At 49.5% G+C, this 20198-nt stretch carries 18 protein-coding genes and 1 tRNA gene; 14 read left to right on the top strand and 5 right to left on the bottom strand.

Annotated features, from left to right (window positions below):
- Positions 1-24: 24 nt before the first annotated feature.
- From SYN_RS04550 to SYN_RS04540, 3 genes are read left to right on the top strand one after another with little or no spacing between them, the layout of a single operon-like run.
- Positions 25-621, top strand: coding sequence for a MarC family protein (locus SYN_RS04550; RefSeq protein WP_011416873.1), 597 nt, complete (start codon positions 25-27; stop codon positions 619-621).
- 10 nt (positions 622-631) lie between these two features.
- Positions 632-1765: an ABC transporter permease gene (locus tag SYN_RS04545; RefSeq protein WP_011416872.1), complete on the top strand. Its 1134-nt coding sequence runs from the start codon at positions 632-634 to the stop codon at positions 1763-1765.
- Position 1766: 1 nt separating this feature from the next.
- Positions 1767-2888: an ABC transporter permease gene (locus SYN_RS04540; RefSeq protein WP_011416871.1), complete on the top strand. Its 1122-nt coding sequence runs from the start codon at positions 1767-1769 to the stop codon at positions 2886-2888.
- Between the two features lie 125 nt (positions 2889-3013).
- On the opposite strand, the gene SYN_RS04535 is transcribed toward SYN_RS04540, so the two are convergent.
- Complete coding sequence (locus tag SYN_RS04535) at positions 3014-4459, bottom strand: tryptophanase (protein WP_011416870.1); 1446 nt, start codon at positions 4457-4459, stop codon at positions 3014-3016.
- A 545-nt stretch (positions 4460-5004) separates the two neighbouring features.
- Entirely contained in the window at positions 5005-5769 is a 765-nt protein-coding gene (locus SYN_RS04530) for a L,D-transpeptidase family protein (protein WP_049749899.1), read from the bottom strand.
- A 396-nt stretch (positions 5770-6165) separates the two neighbouring features.
- Here SYN_RS04530 and minC point away from each other — a divergent pair, with 396 nt between their 5' ends.
- The 9 genes from minC to SYN_RS04485 all read left to right on the top strand — a co-directional run bounded on the left by minC (position 6166) and on the right by SYN_RS04485 (position 13815).
- Complete coding sequence (gene minC, locus SYN_RS04525) at positions 6166-6942, top strand: septum site-determining protein MinC (RefSeq protein WP_049749898.1); 777 nt, start codon at positions 6166-6168, stop codon at positions 6940-6942.
- 111 nt (positions 6943-7053) lie between these two features.
- Entirely contained in the window at positions 7054-7857 is an 804-nt protein-coding gene (minD, locus tag SYN_RS04520; protein ID WP_011416867.1) for a septum site-determining protein MinD, read from the top strand.
- 1 nt (position 7858) lies between these two features.
- Positions 7859-8140 carry a cell division topological specificity factor MinE gene (gene minE, locus SYN_RS04515; protein WP_041584718.1) on the top strand — a complete coding sequence of 94 codons (282 nt, stop codon included), beginning with the start codon at positions 7859-7861 and terminating at the stop codon, positions 8138-8140.
- A gap of 5 nt (positions 8141-8145) precedes the next feature.
- Entirely contained in the window at positions 8146-9084 is a 939-nt protein-coding gene (fmt, locus tag SYN_RS04510) for a methionyl-tRNA formyltransferase (protein WP_011416865.1), read from the top strand.
- Positions 9029-10444: a 16S rRNA (cytosine(967)-C(5))-methyltransferase RsmB gene (gene rsmB, locus SYN_RS04505; protein WP_011416864.1), complete on the top strand. Its 1416-nt coding sequence runs from the start codon at positions 9029-9031 to the stop codon at positions 10442-10444. Before fmt ends, rsmB begins: the two co-directional genes overlap by 56 nt.
- Before the next feature lie 137 nt (positions 10445-10581).
- Positions 10582-11214, top strand: coding sequence for an MBL fold metallo-hydrolase (locus SYN_RS04500; RefSeq protein ID WP_041585382.1), 633 nt, complete (start codon positions 10582-10584; stop codon positions 11212-11214).
- Between the two features lie 21 nt (positions 11215-11235).
- Positions 11236-12120: a phosphoribosylaminoimidazolesuccinocarboxamide synthase gene (locus tag SYN_RS04495; protein ID WP_011416862.1), complete on the top strand. Its 885-nt coding sequence runs from the start codon at positions 11236-11238 to the stop codon at positions 12118-12120.
- A 215-nt stretch (positions 12121-12335) separates the two neighbouring features.
- On the top strand, positions 12336-13397 hold the full coding sequence (gene dnaJ / locus SYN_RS04490) for a molecular chaperone DnaJ (protein ID WP_041584717.1): 1062 nt from the start codon (positions 12336-12338) through the stop codon (positions 13395-13397).
- Between the two features lie 4 nt (positions 13398-13401).
- The gene (locus SYN_RS04485) at positions 13402-13815 is read left to right on the top strand and encodes a DUF3568 domain-containing protein (protein ID WP_041584716.1); all 414 of its coding nucleotides are present in this window, start codon (positions 13402-13404) and stop codon (positions 13813-13815) included.
- A 177-nt stretch (positions 13816-13992) separates the two neighbouring features.
- Here SYN_RS04485 and SYN_RS04480 read toward each other — a convergent pair whose 3' ends face one another.
- From SYN_RS04480 to SYN_RS04470, 3 genes are all read right to left on the bottom strand, one after another.
- A complete protein-coding gene (locus tag SYN_RS04480) occupies positions 13993-15366 on the bottom strand; it encodes a sigma-54-dependent transcriptional regulator (RefSeq protein WP_011416857.1) in 1374 nt (457 codons plus the stop codon).
- Between the two features lie 113 nt (positions 15367-15479).
- A complete protein-coding gene (locus tag SYN_RS04475) occupies positions 15480-17702 on the bottom strand; it encodes a sensor histidine kinase (RefSeq protein WP_011416856.1) in 2223 nt (740 codons plus the stop codon).
- Positions 17699-18277 (bottom strand): DUF4390 domain-containing protein, encoded by a 579-nt coding sequence (locus SYN_RS04470; protein ID WP_011416855.1) that lies wholly within the window; start codon positions 18275-18277, stop codon positions 17699-17701. Before SYN_RS04470 ends, SYN_RS04475 begins: the two co-directional genes overlap by 4 nt.
- A gap of 295 nt (positions 18278-18572) precedes the next feature.
- On the opposite strand from SYN_RS04470, the gene SYN_RS04465 reads away from it, so the two are divergent.
- Positions 18573-18649, top strand: a tRNA-Arg gene (locus SYN_RS04465).
- A gap of 538 nt (positions 18650-19187) precedes the next feature.
- The gene (locus SYN_RS04460; RefSeq protein ID WP_041584715.1) at positions 19188-19814 is read left to right on the top strand and encodes a hypothetical protein; all 627 of its coding nucleotides are present in this window, start codon (positions 19188-19190) and stop codon (positions 19812-19814) included.
- Positions 19815-20198: the final 384 nt, after the last annotated feature.

The following is a 20198-nucleotide window of genomic DNA, read 5'->3' as shown; positions in this document are numbered from 1 at the left end:
AACTTTTTTGAACAGGAGCCCGTCATGAAATCTTTCTGGCTGTGTTTTGTCCCCCTTTTTGTCGCCGTTGACGCCGTCGGGATTCTACCTCTGTTTATGAGTCTCACTGAGGGGCTGGAAACCCGGAAACTGCGGAGGATCATCTCTCAATCCGTCATAACCGCCATTGCCGTGGCACTGGTATTTCTCGTTCTGGGTAAGGCCCTGATGGATCTGCTGGGAATCACCATCGCGGATTTCATGGTGGCGGGCGGCATTCTCCTGTTCGTCATTTCCCTGAACGATGTTCTGGCCACGGAAAAAGCCCAGCAGCACACAGTTGATCCCGACAGCCTGGGAGCGGTGCCGCTGGGGGTTCCCCTCATCTCCGGGCCCGCGGTGCTGACTACCACGTTGTTGCTGAGTAATTCCTACGGGTTTGTTCCGACGGCCACGGCCCTGATTCTGAACATCCTGCTGGCCGGCGGCGTTTTTTTCTCTTCCCGGATAATTTATCGATTTCTCGGTAAAACCGGTGCCAAGACAATTTCCAAGATCACAAGCCTCCTGCTGGCGGCCATCGCCGTGATGATCATTCGCCGGGGGCTCTTCATCATCCTCGATCTCGAAATCGCCGGATAGGAGGACAGGGTTGGATCCTGCAAAGATTGAAGCGGTCACCCGCAAGGAATTCTATCATCTTCTCCGGGATGTCCGCAGCCTCTACCTGGCCTTTGCCCTTCCCCTGCTTTTGATCCTTCTGTTCGGCTACGCCCTCAGTCTTGACGTCAATCATGTCAGAACGATCGTCGTCGATTACGACGCAACAGGAGTCAGCCGTGATCTGATCCGAAAACTTGATTCCTCCTCCTATTTCAACGTCGTCGCCCATCTCCAGGATACAAGGGAAATCAACCTCTGGCTGGATAAGGGACTGGCCACCCTGGCCATTGTGATCCCGCCGGACTTTACGGAGAATATCCGCAAGGATCGGGAAGCCCCTCTGCAGGTCATCCTGGACGGCAGTGATCCGAATTTCGCTGGAATCGCCCGAGGGTACATCAACGCCTTCCTGGAAAATCAGAACCGTATCCGCCTGAATCTATTTCTGAACCGGCAGGGAAGAGAACCGATCAATCCGCCTCTCGAAGGGCGGATTCGCGTCTGGTTCAACGAGGATCTGGAAAGCCAGAATTTCATCATACCCGGTAATATCGCCGTGATCATCATGATCGTCGGAGCCATGCTGACCTCTCTCGTCGTCGCCAGGGAATACGAAAACGGCACCATGGAAACAATCAAATCGCTTCCACTGAACACGGGGGAATTTCTCGTTGGTAAAGCTATCCCCTACTTCCTGATCGGGATGGTCGATGTCCTTGTTGCCGTTCTTGTGGGACAAGTCCTTTTCGGCGTAGTCATGAAAGCCGGATTCTGGCTGATGGTTCTGTCTTCCTCCCTTTATCTTGCTGTGGCTCTTTCCCTCGGTCTGCTGATTTCCAGCGTCGTCAAATCGCAACTTGTCGCTAACCAGGTAGCCGTCCTGTTGACCTATCTGCCTTCCCTGCTGCTGTCCAACTTCGTCTTTCCCATCATCAACATGCCAGCGCCTCTTCAGCTTCTTGCCAAGGCGGTCCCGGCAACGTACTATATTCAGATTCTGAGTGGAATTTATCTCAAGAACCTCGGATTCGCGCAGCTCTGGTCTGCCTTCTTCATTCTGCTGATCATGTTCACCGGATTGGCCCTGTTGAATTTCTTCGTATTGAAGCGGGAGGGAATCTGAGATGAGCCTGCTGCGCATACGGGAACTGGTCCGAAAGGAGTTTCTCCAGCTTTTCCGGGACAAACGGAACCGTCCCATCCTGATCATCGCTCCGATCATTCAACTGCTGGTCTTCGGATATGTGGTCAATTACGATATCCGGGACATCCGGATCGCCCTGATGGACCAGGCGCGCACAAGGGAAAGCCGACTTGTGGCGGATGCCTTCAGCGCCAACCGGATCTTTCGAATCACCCATCATCCGGAAAATGATAAGGTCTTGGAGCAACTGCTTCTTCAGGGAGCGATCGATCTGGCCGTAAAAATCCCCCCCGATCTGAGTTCACAGGTGCGGTCGGGACGAACGGCCCACCTTCAGATCCTTGCGGACGGCAGTATGAGCAACATGGCTTCCATTCGGATCGCCTATACAATGCTCATTCTGGACGGGCTGAATCGGAAGCTGATCGGGGAACTTCACCCTCAGCGGATGGATTACGGCCGAATTGACGGCCGAATTCGAACCTGGTACAACCCCAACCTGGACAGTCAGCATTTCTACGTCCCCGGCATCGTCGCCTTCGTCGTCATGCTGATCTCTCTGCTCTTCACTTCCATGGCCGTCATCAAGGAAAAAGAGGCGGGAACGATGGAACAGCTGATGGTCACCCCGATTCGACCGGTCGAGCTGATTCTCGGCAAAACGATCCCGTACATCATTATTGCCATCTCGCAGATGATCGTCGTTACGGCCATTGCAATCACCTGGTTTGAGGTCCCGCTGTCAGGAAATGTCATGCTTCTCTTTTTTGCCGCCTGCCTTTTCCTGCTCAGCACCCTGGGAATCGGGCTTTTTATCTCCACCGTTTCCGGAACGCAGCAGCAGGCCATGATGACGACTTTTTTTATCATCCTGCCTTTTTTCATGCTCAGCGGCTTTGTCTTTCCCATCGACAACATGCCCCAGGCCGTTCAAGTGCTGACTCTGCTGAACCCGCTCCGTTATTTTCTCGTCATCATCCGGGGAATTTTTCTCAAGGGGGTGGGAATGGAGGTGTTGTGGCCCCAGTTCGCCGCCATGGCGGTCCTGGGACTGGTTGTGTTCATCGGCGCCGTCGCCCGCTTCCGGAAGCGGCTTGACTGATATCCGGTTCCGAAAGTCGGGAAACCATGGAACCTTTTTAAATTTGAAAATGGTTTTTTAAAGAATTCAGTGCGTTCAGAAATCCATTTCCTGAACGCACTGAATTCTTGGTATCGTCTGATATCTTACAGCTCCGGCCCAAAATCATTTTTGAAGGCTTCCACGAGCTTGGCGCCCCAGTTGTCAATGGCCCTCATCTTGCCGAAGAAGAAGCGCAGGATAGGCGGTTCTTCATAAAAGATCAACCCCTTGATCAGATCCCGGTGATTTGCGAGCCAGGCCACCCGATCAACGACGTAATCGATTTGCGCAAGGGTGTAGGTTCGGCGCGGCACAGCAAGCCTCAGGAGTTCCAGATCTGAAAAGACCTCATTGCCATCCGGGTCACGTTGCTCGGACATGGTGCCCCGTTCCATCCCCCTTGCCCCGGATATGAGGTAGACGGCCGAAGTCAGGGAGGCGGCAATATACTTGGAGGGAGGGATGTCCGGAAGAAAGCGGCGGGCATCAATGTGACAGGCCAGCCCCCCCGGAGGCGTCACCACGGGAATGCCCCGTGTCTTTAATTGTTCAGCAAAATACTGGATCATATCCGCCGAACTGCTCGCCACACTGTATTGAGTCATTTCCCGGATGCCTACAGCCATGGCCTCGATCTCTTTTGTGGACATGCCGCCGTAGGTTGCAAATCCTTCATAAACGGGAAGCCAGGGAAGAATGGTATCAAAAATATCCTTACGCTTCGTGGCGATAAACCCGCCACGGACAGCACAGCTCTTCCGTCCCGACAGGTAAACGATATCCGCGATGTCTGCAAGTTCCCAGATAATCTCAGCGATGGATCGATCCTTATAGCCGTCTTCCCGCTGCTTGATGAAATAGGCCTGTTCGGAAATCAGACTGGCGTCGAGAACGAGTTTGATGTTGTTCGCCGCGGCGATTTCCTTCACTTTCTTGTAATTGGCCATGGAAAAAGGCTGGCCACCCAGAAGATTGGTCGTGGCCTCCATCCGAACAAAGGAGATACGTTCTGATCCGTAGGTTTTGATCACATCGAGAAATTTATCTGTATCAATATTGCCTTTGAAGAACTCTTTGCTGTCCGTATTCAAGGCTTCATCCGTAAAGATTTCCAGCACCGTCCCTCCGGCCAGTGTGAAGTGGGCCTTGGTAGTCGTAAAATGATAGTTCATGGGAACAACATCGCCAGGTTTGACTAAAACCTTGGCCAACAGGTGTTCCGCTGCACGGCCTTGATGCGCCGGAAGCAAATAAGGAAGGCCGAAGACCTCATTGACGGCATCCTGCAACTTGTAGAAGCTTTCACTGCCGGCGTAGGCATCATCGGCCACCATCATGGCGCCCAACTGATTATCGCTCATGGCATTGGTGCCGCTATCCGTCAACATATCCAGAAAGACATCGCGGGTTCGAAGCAGGAAGGTATTGTAGCCGGCCTCCTCCATAGCCCTCAGGCGCTCATCGGCCGAGGGCAGTCTCGTTTGCTGGACGATCTTGATCTTGTGCATTTCCACAGGGAGCAGCTTCCCGTTGGACAGTCTGATGTTCATAAAATCCTCCTTAATAAGGGTTAGCTATTGAATTTCTATTGCCGCCGCAGGGCTGAAGCAGGATCATGAAAAATTCCAAAAAAGCCATAGAGAAAATCCCCATGGCCTGAAAACAAGAAAGGCCATGGCTCGGCGCTCTTGTCTTATCAGCGAGACAGGCTCACAAGCGCATCATGTTATAATAGTAATAATAAAAGTAATAATAGCGGGAATACCTGCTTGTGCACGCTTCAAACTGTTTTGTCTTCTGAGTTCTCATGAAATGAGCTTTCATCCTGTGCCGCCCCGACATTCCTGTCCGGACGGTTTAACCGGCTGGGTATCGCCATGAAGCATAAAGTTTGCAAATACAGCATCTTGGACAGACAAATCTTCGCTTCGTCTGAAGTGGTTCTGTCACCTAACATATGAAGCTGACCCTGTCAAAGCATTTTTATTTTTTCTCACAGTTCGAACCGGCACGACCTGGGTCTCAAAAAAATCTGCCCTGCATGGTCTCGTTCTCCCCCCCCCTGCTCCCCATTGACACCCCGATTCTCAAATTCTCATGGAAGACCCCAAACGTCCCGAATCTTTGCATACTCTGCTTCCGGAAGCTGGACAAGGACAGGCCCGGCTTCCGGAAGCAGCCAGAGAAGCAGCAGTTCCAGATCCTCTTTATCCATGGCCGTACATCCCGATGTACCTCGTGCAGGTCCCTCCCAGACATGAAGAAAAATGCAGGAGCCCCTCCCGGAGGCCACCGGATCGACATTATGATCAACAACAATCCCCAAATGATATAAATTGTCCCTCCGCAGCATCTCCTCGCTGCTGGACCAGTCCGGCCTGACCTGGCCGGCATCGACAATCCGGTTATAATAAATCGAATGCACATCATTGACGCACCGGTGGGCGGCGGTCATCTGTTTATAAGGAATTCTGATCCACGACGTCATTTCCGCCCGGTCATAACCGAACGCGGAACCGAGACGGAAGATCCCCGCCGGAGCGCGTCCATCCCCCTCCCTCTTTACCGGCCCTGATTTCGCATCGCCTGCCTGGTGAAGACCGTCGCCCCATCCCATTCCATTTCGCCCTGCAACAACCGGGATTTTCCGGCCGACGGCAACCCAGGATGAGTATTCCGACTCCCGTTCATAGGCCTGAAGTACGGCCTCCGAAGCATTCCAGCCGGCTGTCTTGACCACAATGGCCTGACGCGATGCCATTTTCGCCGGGGGTACGTTTACCGCCGGGGCGCCGGCACAGGAAAAAATCATCAGCAAGCCGTATAATCCACACCATTTTCGCTTCCAATCGTTCTTCATGAATCTCCTCCTCAGCTCAACATTCAGCAAAATCAACATGATACTCACTCAGCCTCAGCACGGCGTTCCGGTTCTTATAAGAAAATGAAAAAATAATCCACCGGAGGGAGAGCCAATGAAAAATAATTGTTTTCCGTCTCCTCTTTCCAATCCTGCATCCGGCCATGTCTGTAAAGCCATCAAGAAAACGCGCACGCCGCGCGGTTGAAACCTTCTGAATTCTATATATGTTTCAGACCGTTTCAGGATCGGTCATCCAGCATAATAAAATTTCCTCCGGCAGTTCTAATTTCCTTGACACAAAATAACCTTCCCATTATAGTCAGCCAACCCAATTAAATTATCTATTATAAAGTAACAAACCGCATTTATGGATCTGGTTCACCTGCAGAGTTGATGCAAAAACCAAAAGTCGGGCAGGATGTTCCGGAACCATCGGCTGGCGGGATGTTCCAGCGAGATGCCATGTCCCCATCCGTTGCACATAAGCCTGTTCTTGAATTAAAAGGCAATCTTCTGTCGTTGATGGTTTTGTATTTGTTTGACAGTGACAGGAACCTCATTGAACAACAGTTCACCGAAAAAATCTCCGGGGCAAAAAATTTTTTCAAAAACGCTCCCATTGTGATCGATCTTCATGCCCTGCAGAATACCAGCGTTCCAGTAGATTTATCACACCTTTCGGATTTATTCCGGAAACACGGTCTGGTTCCTGTCGGAGTAAGGGGGGGCAACGTCCAACAGCAGCAGGCGGCATTGAATCTTTCCCTGGGAATTCTTCCCGATGCAAAACCCGCGTCTTCAAGGGGAGAACCTCAGACAGAGGTCGCTGTCCAGGCGACCCGGGACAAGGTTTTTACCCAGCCTGTCCGCTCAGGTCAACAGGTTGCAGCGCTTCAGGGCGATCTGGTGGTGCTGGCCGCGGTCAATCCCGGGGCGGAAATTCTTGCAGGGAAAAATATCCATGTTTATGGTCCGTTGCGCGGACGCGCCATTGCCGGAGTTCACGGATACTCAGAAGCCCGGATTTTTTGCCGATACTTTGACGCAGAACTGGTGGCCGTGGCAGGTCAGTATATGCTCAATGAAGACTTTGAAGATTCTGTGAGAGGAAAGCCTGTTCATATTTTTCTTGAAAACGATCGTTTGAAGATTCAACCTTTTGAAATCTAACTGACTGTAAGGGAGACATCCCGGAAATCCCGACCGGGCATTCAAGAATGTTCTTGTTTTATAAATTCTGAAATTTGGGGAAAATGCATTCTGTTTTAAGGAGATATTTGCTTGGCTAAAATAATTGTTGTTACCTCTGGGAAAGGTGGCGTGGGTAAAACCACGACCAGCGCCGCGTTGTCTACAGGACTCGCGTTGCGCGGGCACCGGACGGTTGTCATCGATTTTGACATCGGATTGCGTAATCTGGACCTGATCATGGGGTGCGAGCGGCGTGTTGTTTATGACTTCATCAATGTCATCAATGGGGAGGGAAACCTCAATCAGGCATTGATCAAAGACAAACGGGTTGAAAATCTCTTTATCCTGCCCGCATCGCAGACCCGAGACAAGGAAGCGCTTACCGTAAAGGGCATTGAAGCTGTTTTTGCGGAACTGCAAGAACGCTTTGATTATATAGTCTGCGACTCGCCTGCCGGAATTGAACACGGCGCAATCATGGCCATGTATTTTGCCGACGAAGCCATTATCGTAACCAACCCGGAAGTGTCTTCCGTGCGCGATTCCGATCGAATCATCGGCATTCTGTCGAGCAAGACCCACAGGGCCAAGAACGGGGATGATCCCATTCAAACGCACCTGCTTGTTACCCGGTACTTCCCCAAAAGGGTTAACACCGGCGACATGCTCAGCGCCAAGGATATTCAGGAAATTTTAGCGATCCCCCTGCTGGGCATTATCCCGGAATCGCCATCGGTGCTTCAGGCATCCAATGCCGGCATTCCGGTGACCCTGGATGATAAAAGCGATGCGGGACAGGCCTATCTGGATGTGGTCGCGCGGTTTCTCGGCGAGGATCGTCCACTACGGTACATGAACAAAAAAAGCTTATTTGCTCGTTTATTTGGGAAATAGCATGAGTATCCTTGACTACTTACGTTCCCTGCAAAAAAGAAGAAGCGCTTCTATCGCTAAAGAGCGCTTGCAGATAATCGTGGCCCACGAACGCAACGGTCTCAGCCGCCGTACTCTTGATTTTCTTCCCCTTCTGCAGAAAGAACTGCTGGATGTCGTCAGAAAATACGTCGAGGTGTCCGACAGCCAGATTAAGGTAAATCTGGAAAAGAACGGCAATTATGAGGTTCTTGAGGTCAACATTGCTCTTGCTGATGCGGAAGGCCGTTTCAGCATGTCTTAGTCGAGATGGCGAAAATCAGTATATTGTTCATGGGAACCCCCGAATTCGCGTTGCCTTCACTGGAAATCCTGGTCAGGAACGGGTATCCCATCGCTGCCGTGGTCACTCAGCCGGACCGCCCGAAAGGACGGGGAAAGCAATTGGTGGCTCCTCCTGTTAAAATCGCGGCGACGAGTTACCAGATCCCGGTTCTGCAGCCTCCAGGGATCAAAGACCCGGCTTTTCTGGAAATCCTGGAAAAGATTTCCCCGGACCTGATCGTCGTTGCCGCCTTCGGACAGATCCTGCCCAAAACTGTCCTGGATTTTCCTCCCCTGGGATGCATCAACGTCCATCCTTCACTGCTCCCCAGGTATCGCGGCGCCGCGCCGATCAACTGGACGCTTATTCATGGTGAAACCAGAACCGGCGTCACCATCATGTACATGGATGAAGGGCTGGATACAGGCGATATCCTGCTCCAGGAAGAGACTCCTATTCCCCCTGAGGAAAACTTCGGCATCCTGCACGATCGCCTTTCCAATCTGGGAGCGGATCTGCTCCTTCGAGCGGTGCGGCTGCTTGAAGCACATCAGGCGCCCCGCAACCCTCAGGAAGATTCTCTCAGTTCCTACGCGCCGATGCTGAAAAAGGAGGACGGCCTGATCCGCTGGAGCGAAGAGGTTTCAACCATCGCCAACCGCATACGGGGATTGTCCCCTGCCCCTGGAGCCTATACCTTTCTAAACGGCAAAACCCTGAAGATCTTCGCGGCCGCAGGAATCGAACAGTCCGTACCCGGACAACCCGGCGAGGTCGGAAAATTGACGGATCAGGGATTGCAGGTGACCGCGGGAAACGGTTATGTCGTTTTGCAGGATGTTCAGATGGAAAACCGGAAAAGAATGAATGTTTCCGATTTTCTCCGCGGGCACAAGCTCTCAACCGGGACGGTGCTGGGCTGAAGTGAAAATCTCGCCGCGCAGTCTGGCTGTCGAAATTCTGGATCGTATCGATACAACAGGGGCTTTCGCAGAACCCCTTCTTGATGCCTTCCTCCGCGACCACCTCCTTGACAGCGCCCCGGACCGCCATCTCCTGACTTCCCTGGTTTATGGCACCCTGAGAATGAGAGGCCGCCTGGACTGGATCATTCAGCAGCTTTATCAGGGACGTTTTTCGTCCATGCAGGGAGGGATTCGAAACATATTGAGAACCGCCCTGTATCAATTCCTTTTCATGGAAAGGATCCCCGCTTTCGCCCTGGTCGACGAAGCTGTTGAGCTGGCCAAACTGCGTTATCCCGGCAGGGAAAAACTGGTCAATGCCCTCCTGAGAAACGCCGTGCGAAAAGTGTCAGCCAATGAACTCTCCTATCCAGACTTTCAGAAGACTCCCGTCGAACACATCGCCGTCATGCACTCCCATCCTCCCTGGCTGGTTCGCCGTTGGTTGTCAGTTTACGGTACGGAACGGTGCCGCTCGCTCTGCATGGCCAACAATCAGGTACCGCCAGTGGCGATTCGTGTCAATTCGCTTAAAGCAGACCGGTCCACGCTGAAGGAAATCCTCGAACATGAGGGATTCACCGTTTCCGAATCCTCTTTCTCACCCGACGCATTGCTGATTACCGATCCGCCCCGACATCTCCGCTTAACTTCCACAAGCAGGGAAGGACTCTTTATTCTTCAGGATGAGGCGTCTCAGTTGATTGGCCGTCTTGTAGCCCCGGCGGCCGGAGAAGCCATCCTTGACGTGTGCTGCGGCACGGGGGTTAAAACAACGCATCTGGCGTCCCTGATGAGCAATCAGGGACGCATTCTGGCTGTGGACCTTTATCCGGCAAAGCTTGAAGCCCTGAATCGCCTGAGTTCAAGGATGGGGATTTCCAATATTGAAATCCGTCAGGCGGACGCCTCGACAATGGAGGATGAAACAGCATTCCGGAATATGTTCGACCGCATCCTCGTTGACGCCCCCTGCTCAGGACTGGGAACCCTGCGAAGAAACCCGGAAATCAAATGGCGTCTGCAACCCCGGGCTCTGCCGTCCTACAGCCGCCTCCAGGAACAGATTCTGAACCGTGCCGCAGCTTTTCTTCATCGCGGCGGATGCCTTGTCTACAGCACCTGCACAATCCTGCCGGAGGAAAACGAGCTTCTCATCGGAAAATTTCTCTCCCGCCATGATGAATTCAGGCAAATCAGGCTCTCTGATGCTTCATTTGCTTACCCGACGCTGGTCGACGAAAACGGTTTTTTCAGAACGGCCCCCGACACTTCGGGCATGGATGGGTTTTTCGCAGCTCTTCTGACTAAAGAGTGATATTCCTGCATGCAGCGGTATCAAAGAGCTTAAATTCCATTGACTTCAAAAATAAAAAAATGATAGGGGTTTCGAAAATCGCTTTTCGCGATCAGCGATTCTTTTGTGCAATCGCGCACCTGAAAAAGGAGGTCCCCATGCTCGTCATTCGGCAGATGCAGGTCGGTTCAATGGCTGTCTTCGCCTATCTTGTCGGCGATTCTGAAACGGGAGATGCCCTGGTCATCGATCCGGCAGACAACATTGACGGCATCCTTGCCACGGCCGAGAAAAACAATCTGCGCATCAAATACATCGTCAATACACATGGGCATATTGATCACATCAGTGGAAACCGGGAAATGAAATCCAGAACGGACGCACCCATCATTATCCACGAAGGGGATGCCCGCATGCTGGGCAATACTTCTCCCATGCTGCTGCACATGTTCGGGGCGGAAGACTCCCCACCAGCCGACATGACAGTGAAAGATGGCGATACGATTACCGTGGGCAAAATTTCCCTGAAGGTCATCCATACCCCGGGACACTCTCCAGGAGGAATGTGCCTTTATATTAAAGGGTTTGTCTTTACCGGCGATACCTTATTCGTTGAAAGCGTCGGCCGAACGGATTTGAACGGTTCCTCGGCTTCCCAGATGTTCCGCTCAATCAGGGAAAAGTTACTGACGCTGCCCGACGACACCCAGGTGTTGCCGGGACACAACTATGGCAGAACCTCCACATCGACCATAGGTCACGAGAAAATCTATAATCCTTTTTTGCAGTGAGCAAAAGATCAGGAGGCATGAATGGAAAAGATGGGCCTGATAAAAACCCGTTTTGAAGGACTGAAGCTGTTCAGTGTAGGCAAGGTTCGCGACATTTACGACCTTGACACCCATCTTCTCATTGTTGCCACGGACCGGATTTCGGCTTTCGATGTGGTCATGCGCGAACCCATTCCGGATAAGGGTAAAATCCTGACTCAGATGTCCGCCTTCTGGTTTAAGAAAATGGAAGATATTGTCGGTAATCATCTTGTCTCGACCGACCCGGCTGACTATCCTTCACAGTGTGAACCCTACCGGAAGGATCTGGAAGGAAGAAGCATGCTTGTCAGAAAGGCTTCCCCCCTTCCGGTGGAATGCATCGTTCGCGGATATCTGAGCGGGTCAGGATGGCAGGATTATCGGATGAAGAAGGCGGTCTCGGGTATTCGACTGCCCGACGGGCTGAAGGAATCATCGAAACTTGCGGAGCCGATCTTTACTCCAACGACAAAAGCCCCTGAAGGCGAACATGATTCTCCCATTACCCGAAAAGAAACAGAAGACATCCTGGGCGTCGAAAACACGGGAAAAATTATCGAGATCAGTCTCGCCATTTACAAACGGGCATCAAAGATCGCGGATCAGGCGGGAATCATCATAGCCGATACGAAAATGGAGTTCGGCCTTGTGGACGGCGAACTGATTCTGATCGATGAACTGCTTACGCCCGATTCCTCACGATTCTGGCCCAAGGCGGATTATGTCGAAGGCCGCCCGCAGAAAAGCTTTGACAAACAGTTTCTCCGCGACTACCTCCTGTCCCTGAGTTGGAATCAAAAACCACCGGCGCCCCAGCTTCCGGATGCAATCATCATGAAGACCCGGGAAAAATATGAGGAAGCCCTGAAGCGCCTTGTTACGTAAGACGCATTTTCACGCCTTGACAACGGGACAACCGATTAATAAATTTTAGACCAAAAATTCAACCCGTCATCAAGAAATGTCGTTTCAACGCAACAGGGTGATCATGGAGGGAAGTTCAAGAAGCATCAACCTGACGCCTTTCGGTTTTTTCAGAACAAATACAGAGACTATACGCGTCAATGCAGAATTAAAAACGGAGGGTACTCTTGAGCACAATGGTAAAAAGTTGTTATTATGATGTCCTGGGAACAACTCGGGATGCCACAGAAGAAGAAATTAAAAAAAGCTATCGCAAAATGGCCATGAGATACCACCCGGACCGCAATCCGGGGGACAAAGAGGCTGAAGAAAAATTCAAACAGGCAGCCGAAGCCTATGAAGTGCTGAGCGACAGAAAAAAGCGGGAAATATACGATCGATATGGACACGATGGTCTCAGCAACACCGGATTTCAGGGATTTTCCGGATTTGATGATATTTTTTCAAGTTTTGGCGATATTTTTGAAGACATCTTCGGGTTCAGCACATCCCGTTCCCGAACAGCGGGACGGGCCGGAGCTGACCTTCGTTATGATTTGACTTTGCCATTTCTGGAAGCAGTCTTTGGAACCGCCAAGGATCTCAATATAAGCAAATCGGCTCAATGCTTCGAATGTCACGGTTCAGGAGCTGATCCCGGATCGGATGTCAAGACCTGCAGTTATTGCGGCGGACGTGGACAGGTTGTTCAATCCAGCGGATTCTTCAGCATTCGAACCACGTGTCCCGAGTGCCACGGTTATGGCAAAATTATTGTTAAGCGCTGCAAGACCTGCCATGGAACGGGCAGAACAACCATTGAGAAAACCGTTCATGTCAAGATACCGGCCGGCGTCGAAACGAGTTCCCGGCTGCGGCTTCGCGGAGAAGGCGAAGATGGAGAATTCGGAGGACCGAATGGCGATCTGTATGTTTTCCTGACTGTCGACCCTCATGAATTCTTTGAGAGAAGAGGAAACGACGTCCACTGCAGGATCCCGATTTCTTTTGTGCAGGCTGCACTGGGAGATAAAATCGAGGTGCCGACCCTGATGGGAACAGAAAAGTTGAAAATTCCCAGGGGAACGCAAAACGCAACACAATTCCGTCTGAAAGGTAAAGGCATCCCTCACATCAGGGGATTTGGAAGTGGAGACCAGATCATCGAAATCACGGTTTCCGTCCCGACTGATTTAACGCGGAAACAGGAAGAGCTTCTGCTTGAATTCGCAAGACTTTGCGGTGGACAGGGGAGGTAGACTCATGAAAAGTTCGAACATAAAAAGAAGCCTGTTCGGGATCATACCGATTTTATTTATTTCTCTTACTTTAGGCTGTCAGGCGCTCCTGGTAGGCGGCGCGGCCGTCGGCGCGGGAACGGGAACCTATTTGTTTGTCAACGGCGAACTGAAAACGGACTATCCCTACCCTTTCGAAAAAGTCTGGACTGCATGCGAAAGGACTGTCGCGGACATGCGCGGCACCGCTGTCGAGCCTGTAAAGGAAATCAGTCAGGGAACGATTTCCACCAAAATCAACAACGAAATGGTTAAATTCACCGTCACATTTAAAGATAAAAATTTGACCACTGTGGGGATTCGCGTGGGTATCATAGGCGATGAGAAGGCTTCAAAGCTCCTCCATGGCAAGATCAAAGATAACATTTCCCGGTGGTAGGATTTTCGGAAATCTCATCTCAGCATGGATGCAGGCAGAAGCGGATGCAACCGGATATTTCCGATGTTCAATTTAAACTGCAGGTTGAATTGCCGTCGTTCCTGAACTATTTTCCTCTCCCTCCGTGGATTTTCCTTTCATGCTTTCTGAAATTCCTTTAAATCCAAGCCGGCACTCTTAATCGTTTTTGCTCTCCAGACCATAGGCCTTGATTTTCTTGTGCAGATTGCTTCGCTCCAGGCCAATGGACTCGGCTGTTTTTGAGATGTTTCCGTCAAATTCACGGAGTTTTCTGGAAATATACTGTTTTTCAAAATCCATCTTGGCCTCCCGGAACGAGCCGGCCAAGAGCTCAAATCCGGGTTCTCTGAATGGCTCGACTTTATGGCCATCCCTTGGAAGAGGTGGAATGTCATGAACGGTGATCACATTCGAGGTCGTCATGATCGCCAGTCGTTCAATGAAATTCTTGAGTTCCCGCACATTACCCGGCCATGAATGCTCCATTAAAAGAGCCAAGGCATCATCCTGAATTGTTTTTCCGGGCTCTCCCTCTTTCAGGGCAAAATCGCTCAGAAACCGTTCCGCCAGCAGAGGGATATCTTCTTTTCTGCTTCTCAGGGGAGGAACTTTCAGCGGAATGACATTAAGCCGATAAAACAGGTCCTGCCTGAATCGGCCTTCTTCCATTTCTTTTTCAAGATCTTTGTTCGTAGCGGCAAGGACGCGTACGTCGAGCTGGATCACCTTGTTCCCTCCAACCCGTTCAAACTTTTTTTCCTGCAGGATTCTCAGAATCTTGGCTTGGGCCTTCAAACTCATGTCCGCCACTTCGTCAAGGAATATGGTTCCTTCATGGGCGATATCGAATTTTCCCCTTTTCTTCTCCGTGGCCCCGGTAAAAGCGCCCTTCTCATGACCAAAAAGTTCGCTCTCGATAAGTTCTTCGGGAATGGCCGCGCAATTCACTTCAACCATTGGCTTGTCCGCCCGCTTGCTCTGACGGTGAATCGCACGGGCTACCAGTTCCTTACCCGTTCCATTTTCCCCCATGATGAGAATCCAGGCATTAGTGGGAGCCACAATGCTGATCATTTCCATCAGCTCGATAATCGGGGGACTTTTACCGGTCAGCTCATAATCCCGGTTAATTTTCTGTTTCAGTAAAACATTTTCTTCTTCAAGGCGGGACAAATCCAGAGCATGTTTCAGCGTCAGGATGATCTTCTCCAGAGAAAGAGGCTTCTCAATGAAGTCGAAGGCGCCCAGTTTAGTCGCCTTCACAGCGGTTTCTATCGTTCCGTGGCCGGACATCATGACCACCGGCAGTTTGGGATGCAGGCTTTTAATCGTTTTCAGGACTTCCATCCCGTCTATCCCGGGCAGCCAAATATCCAGAAGCACAATGCCGGGAAGATCCTCGTCAAGGAGTCTTATGGCCTCTTCGCCGCTCTGCACAGTCTGGACCTCATACCCTTCATCAACAAGAATATCTCCCAGGGACTTGCAGATACTCTCTTCATCATCGACAATCAGTATTGATTTTTGCATAAACCAACTTTTTAAATATTTGATGAGTAGAACATTTTTTATATTCTAACACATTCTCTCAGATTATGGGTGTCATTAACACCAGCCAAAATGATATTTCTCCCGTTACCTCATTATGTCAGGTTTTCCAGGACGGGCAGATCAAACCTGACAACCGTGCCACGGGGAGCATTATTGGAGATCTTTATATGTCCATTGTGATCGGAAATGATGGAGCTGACAATCGCTAATCCAAGACCTGTTCCGGTTTTTTTCGTGGAAAAATACGGTTCAAACACCTTTACCTTATTCCCCGCAGGAACGCCGCAGCCGTTATCGGCAACCTCCGTGATCGCCCGGTTGTTGATCCTGTCGTAAAAGGTCCTGATTTTTATACATCCGTCATTTTTACTGACAGCAGCCACGGCATTATCCAGCAGGTTGACGATGACCCTTTTAATCTGCTCTGTATCCAGAATCACCTTCGGCATTTCTTCGCTCAAATTAAACTCGAACCTGATGTCCTTATGGGCATCCTGGAAAAGAGCAACGGCATCGGTTACAGTTTCATTCAGGTTGCTGGGCATGGGACGCGTCACCGGCATCCGGGCATAACGGAAAAATTCATTCACCAGATTTTTCAGAATCTCGACCTGATCAATAATGGTCCGGGTGCATTCATAAAAAACAGCCCCATCCTCAGCCAACCGCTCGCCATACTTGCGCTGGAGCCTCTGGGCAGACAACTGAATCGGCGTCAATGGGTTCTTGATTTCATGAGCCATCCGTCGAGCCACTTCACGCCACGCCGCAGCCCGCTCGGCTTGCTGCAGCTGAGTAAGATCCTCAAAGACGACAACCATCCCTCTCTCATGACCCTCGCCATCCCTCACAAGCGTCATGGTCATGAGAATGGTCAAGACTCGGTCCTTGAGCATCAGTTCAATCTGTTTTTCGATCTGGTTCTTTCCGCTTTTCGCCAGTTCTTGTAAAAGATCTTCGGCAAGATTCATATGCTCAGTCGACAGAATGTCTTCATATCGTCGATTGATTACCTTTTCCAGTCGAATGTCGAGCATTCTTTCCGCTGCTCTGTTGATCGTCGTAATAAACCCTTCTTCATCAACGGAAATCACACCGGCAGAAACGTTATGAAGAACCGTCGCCATATATTTCCGTCTCTGCTCAAGATCCATGTTGGCCTGTTCGAGATTTTCGTTGCTCTGCTTCAAATCTCTGGTCATTGAATTGAAGGCTTCAACAAGAACTCCGATTTCATCATCAGCGACAATGTCAATCTGGTGATTCAGATCCCCCCGGGCAATACGCCTTGTCGCATCGGCAAGATTCAGGATCGGCACCGTAATCCCTTTGGCCATGTACAAGCCAAACCAGGTAGCGGAAAAAATAATCAGGAGCGTCACAATGGACAAAGTGATGATGTAACTGATTTTGATGGGATTCTTCATGAGATGAAGTTGGCTGTATTGTTCTGAAGCCCTGGATATCACCGAAACTTTGTCGACGATTTCTTTCGGGATATAATAACTGACTACAACGGCGCCGATAGCTTCAGAAGGCTCTGCACTGGAATAAATGGGGGACAATCCGCTGATGAATTCCCCATCCTCCGAAGGCTGGATGATTGAAATCTCATTCCCGGCAAAAACCTCCTCCATAACCTGGGGGGTAGGAGATATGGTTTTGATATCAGCGTGCTCCGGACCGGGAAACACCATCCCTTTCTTCCGGTTATCCACGTATATTTCGATGACTGTAGTTTTAATCTGTTTCTGCCTTTGTTCAACCAGCGTCTTCAGATAATCGACTCTTTCTTTTTCATAAAGCTGATTTTCCATGATATCGGCACTCAACTGGCCTGCATGATACTTCGCATTCTTTTCATATTGCTTGTAATAAATCTGGGTGACTTCCATCGTTTTATTCAATGCGTCACCCACCCGGACATTAAACCAGTTGTCGATGCTGTAGGATAAAAAGTTAATCGATACCAGAAAGAGCAGGATGGTTGGAATGAGGGAAAGAGAAACGAAGGCGGCCACCAGTTTCGTTCTCATTTTTGACCCGATAACACCCTGGCGTCTTTCAAAGACCAGCTTGACCACATTCCTGACAATCAAGAAAATCAGCAGGATGATCAAGATGATATTGATATTGATCAGACCGAAAATAAGGATGTTATTCGACTCGGGAAGAAGATATTCCTCTTGAAAAAGGTGATGTTCGATGAATGAAAAAGCAAGGATGCACAACACCGTCACGACAATCAGGATCAGATCACGGCGCCTCCTCTGCACTTCGTCGATATTATTCTTGATTTGGCTGTTCCTGTTCATTGCTGAAAATGAAAAGGCTGACTTTGCCAGTCTGTTTCAAAATCCCGGAATGATAAAAAAATCCGAATCAACTTCGCATAAAAAGGTAAACGGTAATTCTCCCATTCCATTTTAATTCGGGCATAATATTTCTGATCCTGATTAAGATGCTTCGTATTTATGATGGGGATTCCGTTGATCTCGGCTATGGCCGGCCAGGCCACATCAAATCCCTGAAATACAGCGGGCGCTCTCTCGAAATCCGACGTCAGATAAAAAGTTTTCTTGATCTGGTCATACTTGATGTTCTTTTTTACTTCGACTTGCGCCAGTCTTTTATCGAACCAGAATTCCTCATCCTGATAGAACTCTATTTTGAAAGAGAATGTCGTGGGAACTCCGGCAAGAATGGCCTTTTCGAGATCCGGAGTGAAGTGAGATACCCGCGCATAAACAAGGACGTTCGTGTTGTCATTCGTCACCAGAACATCCCTGATTTTTATTTCACTGTAATCAATCGCATAATGATTATAAAAAAGTGGGAAAAGCAGCAGAACAATTGTAATAATTAATAAAACTAAAATCTTGTTTTTCATGAATTGTTACTTCACTTTGCATTGAATCTTCTTCGCCTGAAAACCTGAACAGGTCCAGCACGTGAGATCCCATTCCTCTCAGAATGGAATTTTACATCACAAAAAAATATTTCAGTAAGCTTCTAACAGGATTAGAACGCCGGTGCAACCCCATTTTCGTTGACTTGTATGCAAGGATCAGGCAACATGAATTATCTACTTCATCAATAGCATCTATATGAATCGCGATCAGCAAAGCATATTGACACCCGGGAAAAAGAGTGTTACACGGCTGCATCTTTCAATTCCCTATCAGGCCCCTGTAGCTCAGCAGGATAGAGCAACGGATTCCTAATCCGTGTGCCCGGCGTTCGAATCGCCGCAGGGGCACCATAAAATCAAGGGATTAGCCATGCACGGCTAATCCCTTGATTTTATGGTGCCTGAATTGTGCCCAATTCCCTCAAAAATCGTGTTTCCGAATATACAAACGGCCATTTGACTCTCTGTTTTCATTAAATAAGCATAGATGCCCACACTTCTTTTGGGTTCATGCCCTGATTGTCAGGATATGCATTTGTTCATTTGATGTAATCCGGTCATGACCGATTTGTATATGGTAAAGGCAGGAATGAAAAAGTTATTATCTGCACAATCAGGCGCAAACTGGTCGATGTTTTAAGTAAATTTTGGTTTGACAAGAATGGCATTTATGAGTCTTGATATAAAGTTTTCAGCAAAGCCTTTGATTTCGGACTTAAATTAAATAATATATGCAGCAGATACAAAAAACCAATCGGGAAACCCTCAAAATAGAGAAATGATTATCACGCATTTTTTCTTCAGCCGGATACAGTGGATCATGATACGTTCGTTTTTCTCAGGAAGCGAGTGACTGTGGGATAAATCAAAAAAGGAGAAATCATTGAACATGCAGAAAAAACAAATTTCAACAGAGACTTTGTCCGCAATCGAGAAGGCAAAGCTTGACCTGGAACGATTGAAAGAGAAGGAAAAGGCTCGGGATTCTTCTCTTCAAGCTCGGAGAGACAGAATCAACCTGCTGATTGCACAAGAAAAAGAAGCTCAACGCCTGCTTTACTCTGCAATGAATGTTTACGAAAGCGTTCGCCGCAAATTTTATGAAGAAGGCCCCGCACAAAGAGAAGCGTTCGAAACTGCGAAATCCGAGGCCATGTCAGCACGGGACAAGTTCGGGATTGCTCACGGCGAAGTGGAAGCGGCCCGGGCGGAACTTTCCAGTGTGGAGAGGACACAGCGGGCTCAGGGAGACAGGGGGATGGAGGAAGCAACCGGACGTTTGTGGCAGGCAATTTATACCGCGGAGCGTGAAAGGCTGGAAGAAGTTACCAAAGCCAATATTCTGAGATTGTATGCTGCCAGATACAAGTCTTCTGTGCCATTGGTTTCAGCCCCCGATTTTCGACAGTTCCTTGAAGAACTTATTGGCATCAGCCTTGTACATCATCAGGTGTTTAAGCGGGAAGCAGAAGGTCTCACAGCTGAAATCCTGGCAGACTACAATCTTGCGGAATAAATTGTCCGGCAGATCTCTTAAAGAGCCTTTTCATCATAGGTCCTCAGACCATTACGCAAAGGCGGAAAATGATTCCTTGGTTCTTTCACTACCATCATTTGACCTTTACCGTTCCCGGAAAAAATACCGGCCCATATCGGCCGGCTGTTCATGCAACCCTGACCATGAAATTAGGAAGTGGCCGCCTCCGTTCAGTTACAATCTTTCCCAAATATTTTTTAACGATTAATTTAAATAACATTATCCTGAAACTAAAAATGTTTATGTCATCAGCTTGAATCTACCGCCTGGTAAAAACCTTCTTTCCAATGAAGAAACTGCTGAAAAGCCTTCATTGCCTTCCAATTCGAGTTGCCACAAGACGTGGCGTGGAGTGCCCCTCTA

Origin of the sequence: Syntrophus aciditrophicus SB (assembly GCF_000013405.1) — a bacterium.
GTDB lineage: Bacteria > Desulfobacterota > Syntrophia > Syntrophales > Syntrophaceae > Syntrophus > Syntrophus aciditrophicus.
The sequence above is the reverse complement of the archived record's forward strand: the minus strand, read 5'-3'. Positions and strand labels throughout refer to the sequence as shown.

Bases quoted from the DNA above. Each gene is read 5' to 3' on its own strand.
- dnaJ (WP_041584717.1), top strand. From the start codon at position 12,336: ATGGTAAAAAGTTGTTATTATGATGTCCTGGGAACAACTCGGGATGCC.
- SYN_RS04550 (WP_011416873.1), top strand. From the start codon at position 25: ATGAAATCTTTCTGGCTGTGTTTTGTCCCCCTTTTTGTCGCCGTTGAC.
- SYN_RS04495 (WP_011416862.1), top strand. From the start codon at position 11,236: ATGGAAAAGATGGGCCTGATAAAAACCCGTTTTGAAGGACTGAAGCTG.
- SYN_RS04530 (WP_049749899.1), bottom strand. From the start codon at position 5,769: ATGAAGAACGATTGGAAGCGAAAATGGTGTGGATTATACGGCTTGCTG.
- SYN_RS04485 (WP_041584716.1), top strand. From the start codon at position 13,402: ATGAAAAGTTCGAACATAAAAAGAAGCCTGTTCGGGATCATACCGATT.
- SYN_RS04500 (WP_041585382.1), top strand. From the start codon at position 10,582: ATGCTCGTCATTCGGCAGATGCAGGTCGGTTCAATGGCTGTCTTCGCC.
- fmt (WP_011416865.1), top strand. From the start codon at position 8,146: ATGGCGAAAATCAGTATATTGTTCATGGGAACCCCCGAATTCGCGTTG.
- minE (WP_041584718.1), top strand. From the start codon at position 7,859: ATGAGTATCCTTGACTACTTACGTTCCCTGCAAAAAAGAAGAAGCGCT.
- rsmB (WP_011416864.1), top strand. From the start codon at position 9,029: ATGTTTCCGATTTTCTCCGCGGGCACAAGCTCTCAACCGGGACGGTGC.
- SYN_RS04460 (WP_041584715.1), top strand. From the start codon at position 19,188: ATGCAGAAAAAACAAATTTCAACAGAGACTTTGTCCGCAATCGAGAAG.
- SYN_RS04535 (WP_011416870.1), bottom strand. From the start codon at position 4,459: ATGAACATCAGACTGTCCAACGGGAAGCTGCTCCCTGTGGAAATGCAC.
- SYN_RS04480 (WP_011416857.1), bottom strand. From the start codon at position 15,366: ATGCAAAAATCAATACTGATTGTCGATGATGAAGAGAGTATCTGCAAG.
- minC (WP_049749898.1), top strand. From the start codon at position 6,166: ATGCAAAAACCAAAAGTCGGGCAGGATGTTCCGGAACCATCGGCTGGC.
- SYN_RS04540 (WP_011416871.1), top strand. From the start codon at position 1,767: ATGAGCCTGCTGCGCATACGGGAACTGGTCCGAAAGGAGTTTCTCCAG.
- SYN_RS04470 (WP_011416855.1), bottom strand. From the start codon at position 18,277: ATGAAAAACAAGATTTTAGTTTTATTAATTATTACAATTGTTCTGCTG.
- SYN_RS04475 (WP_011416856.1), bottom strand. From the start codon at position 17,702: ATGAACAGGAACAGCCAAATCAAGAATAATATCGACGAAGTGCAGAGG.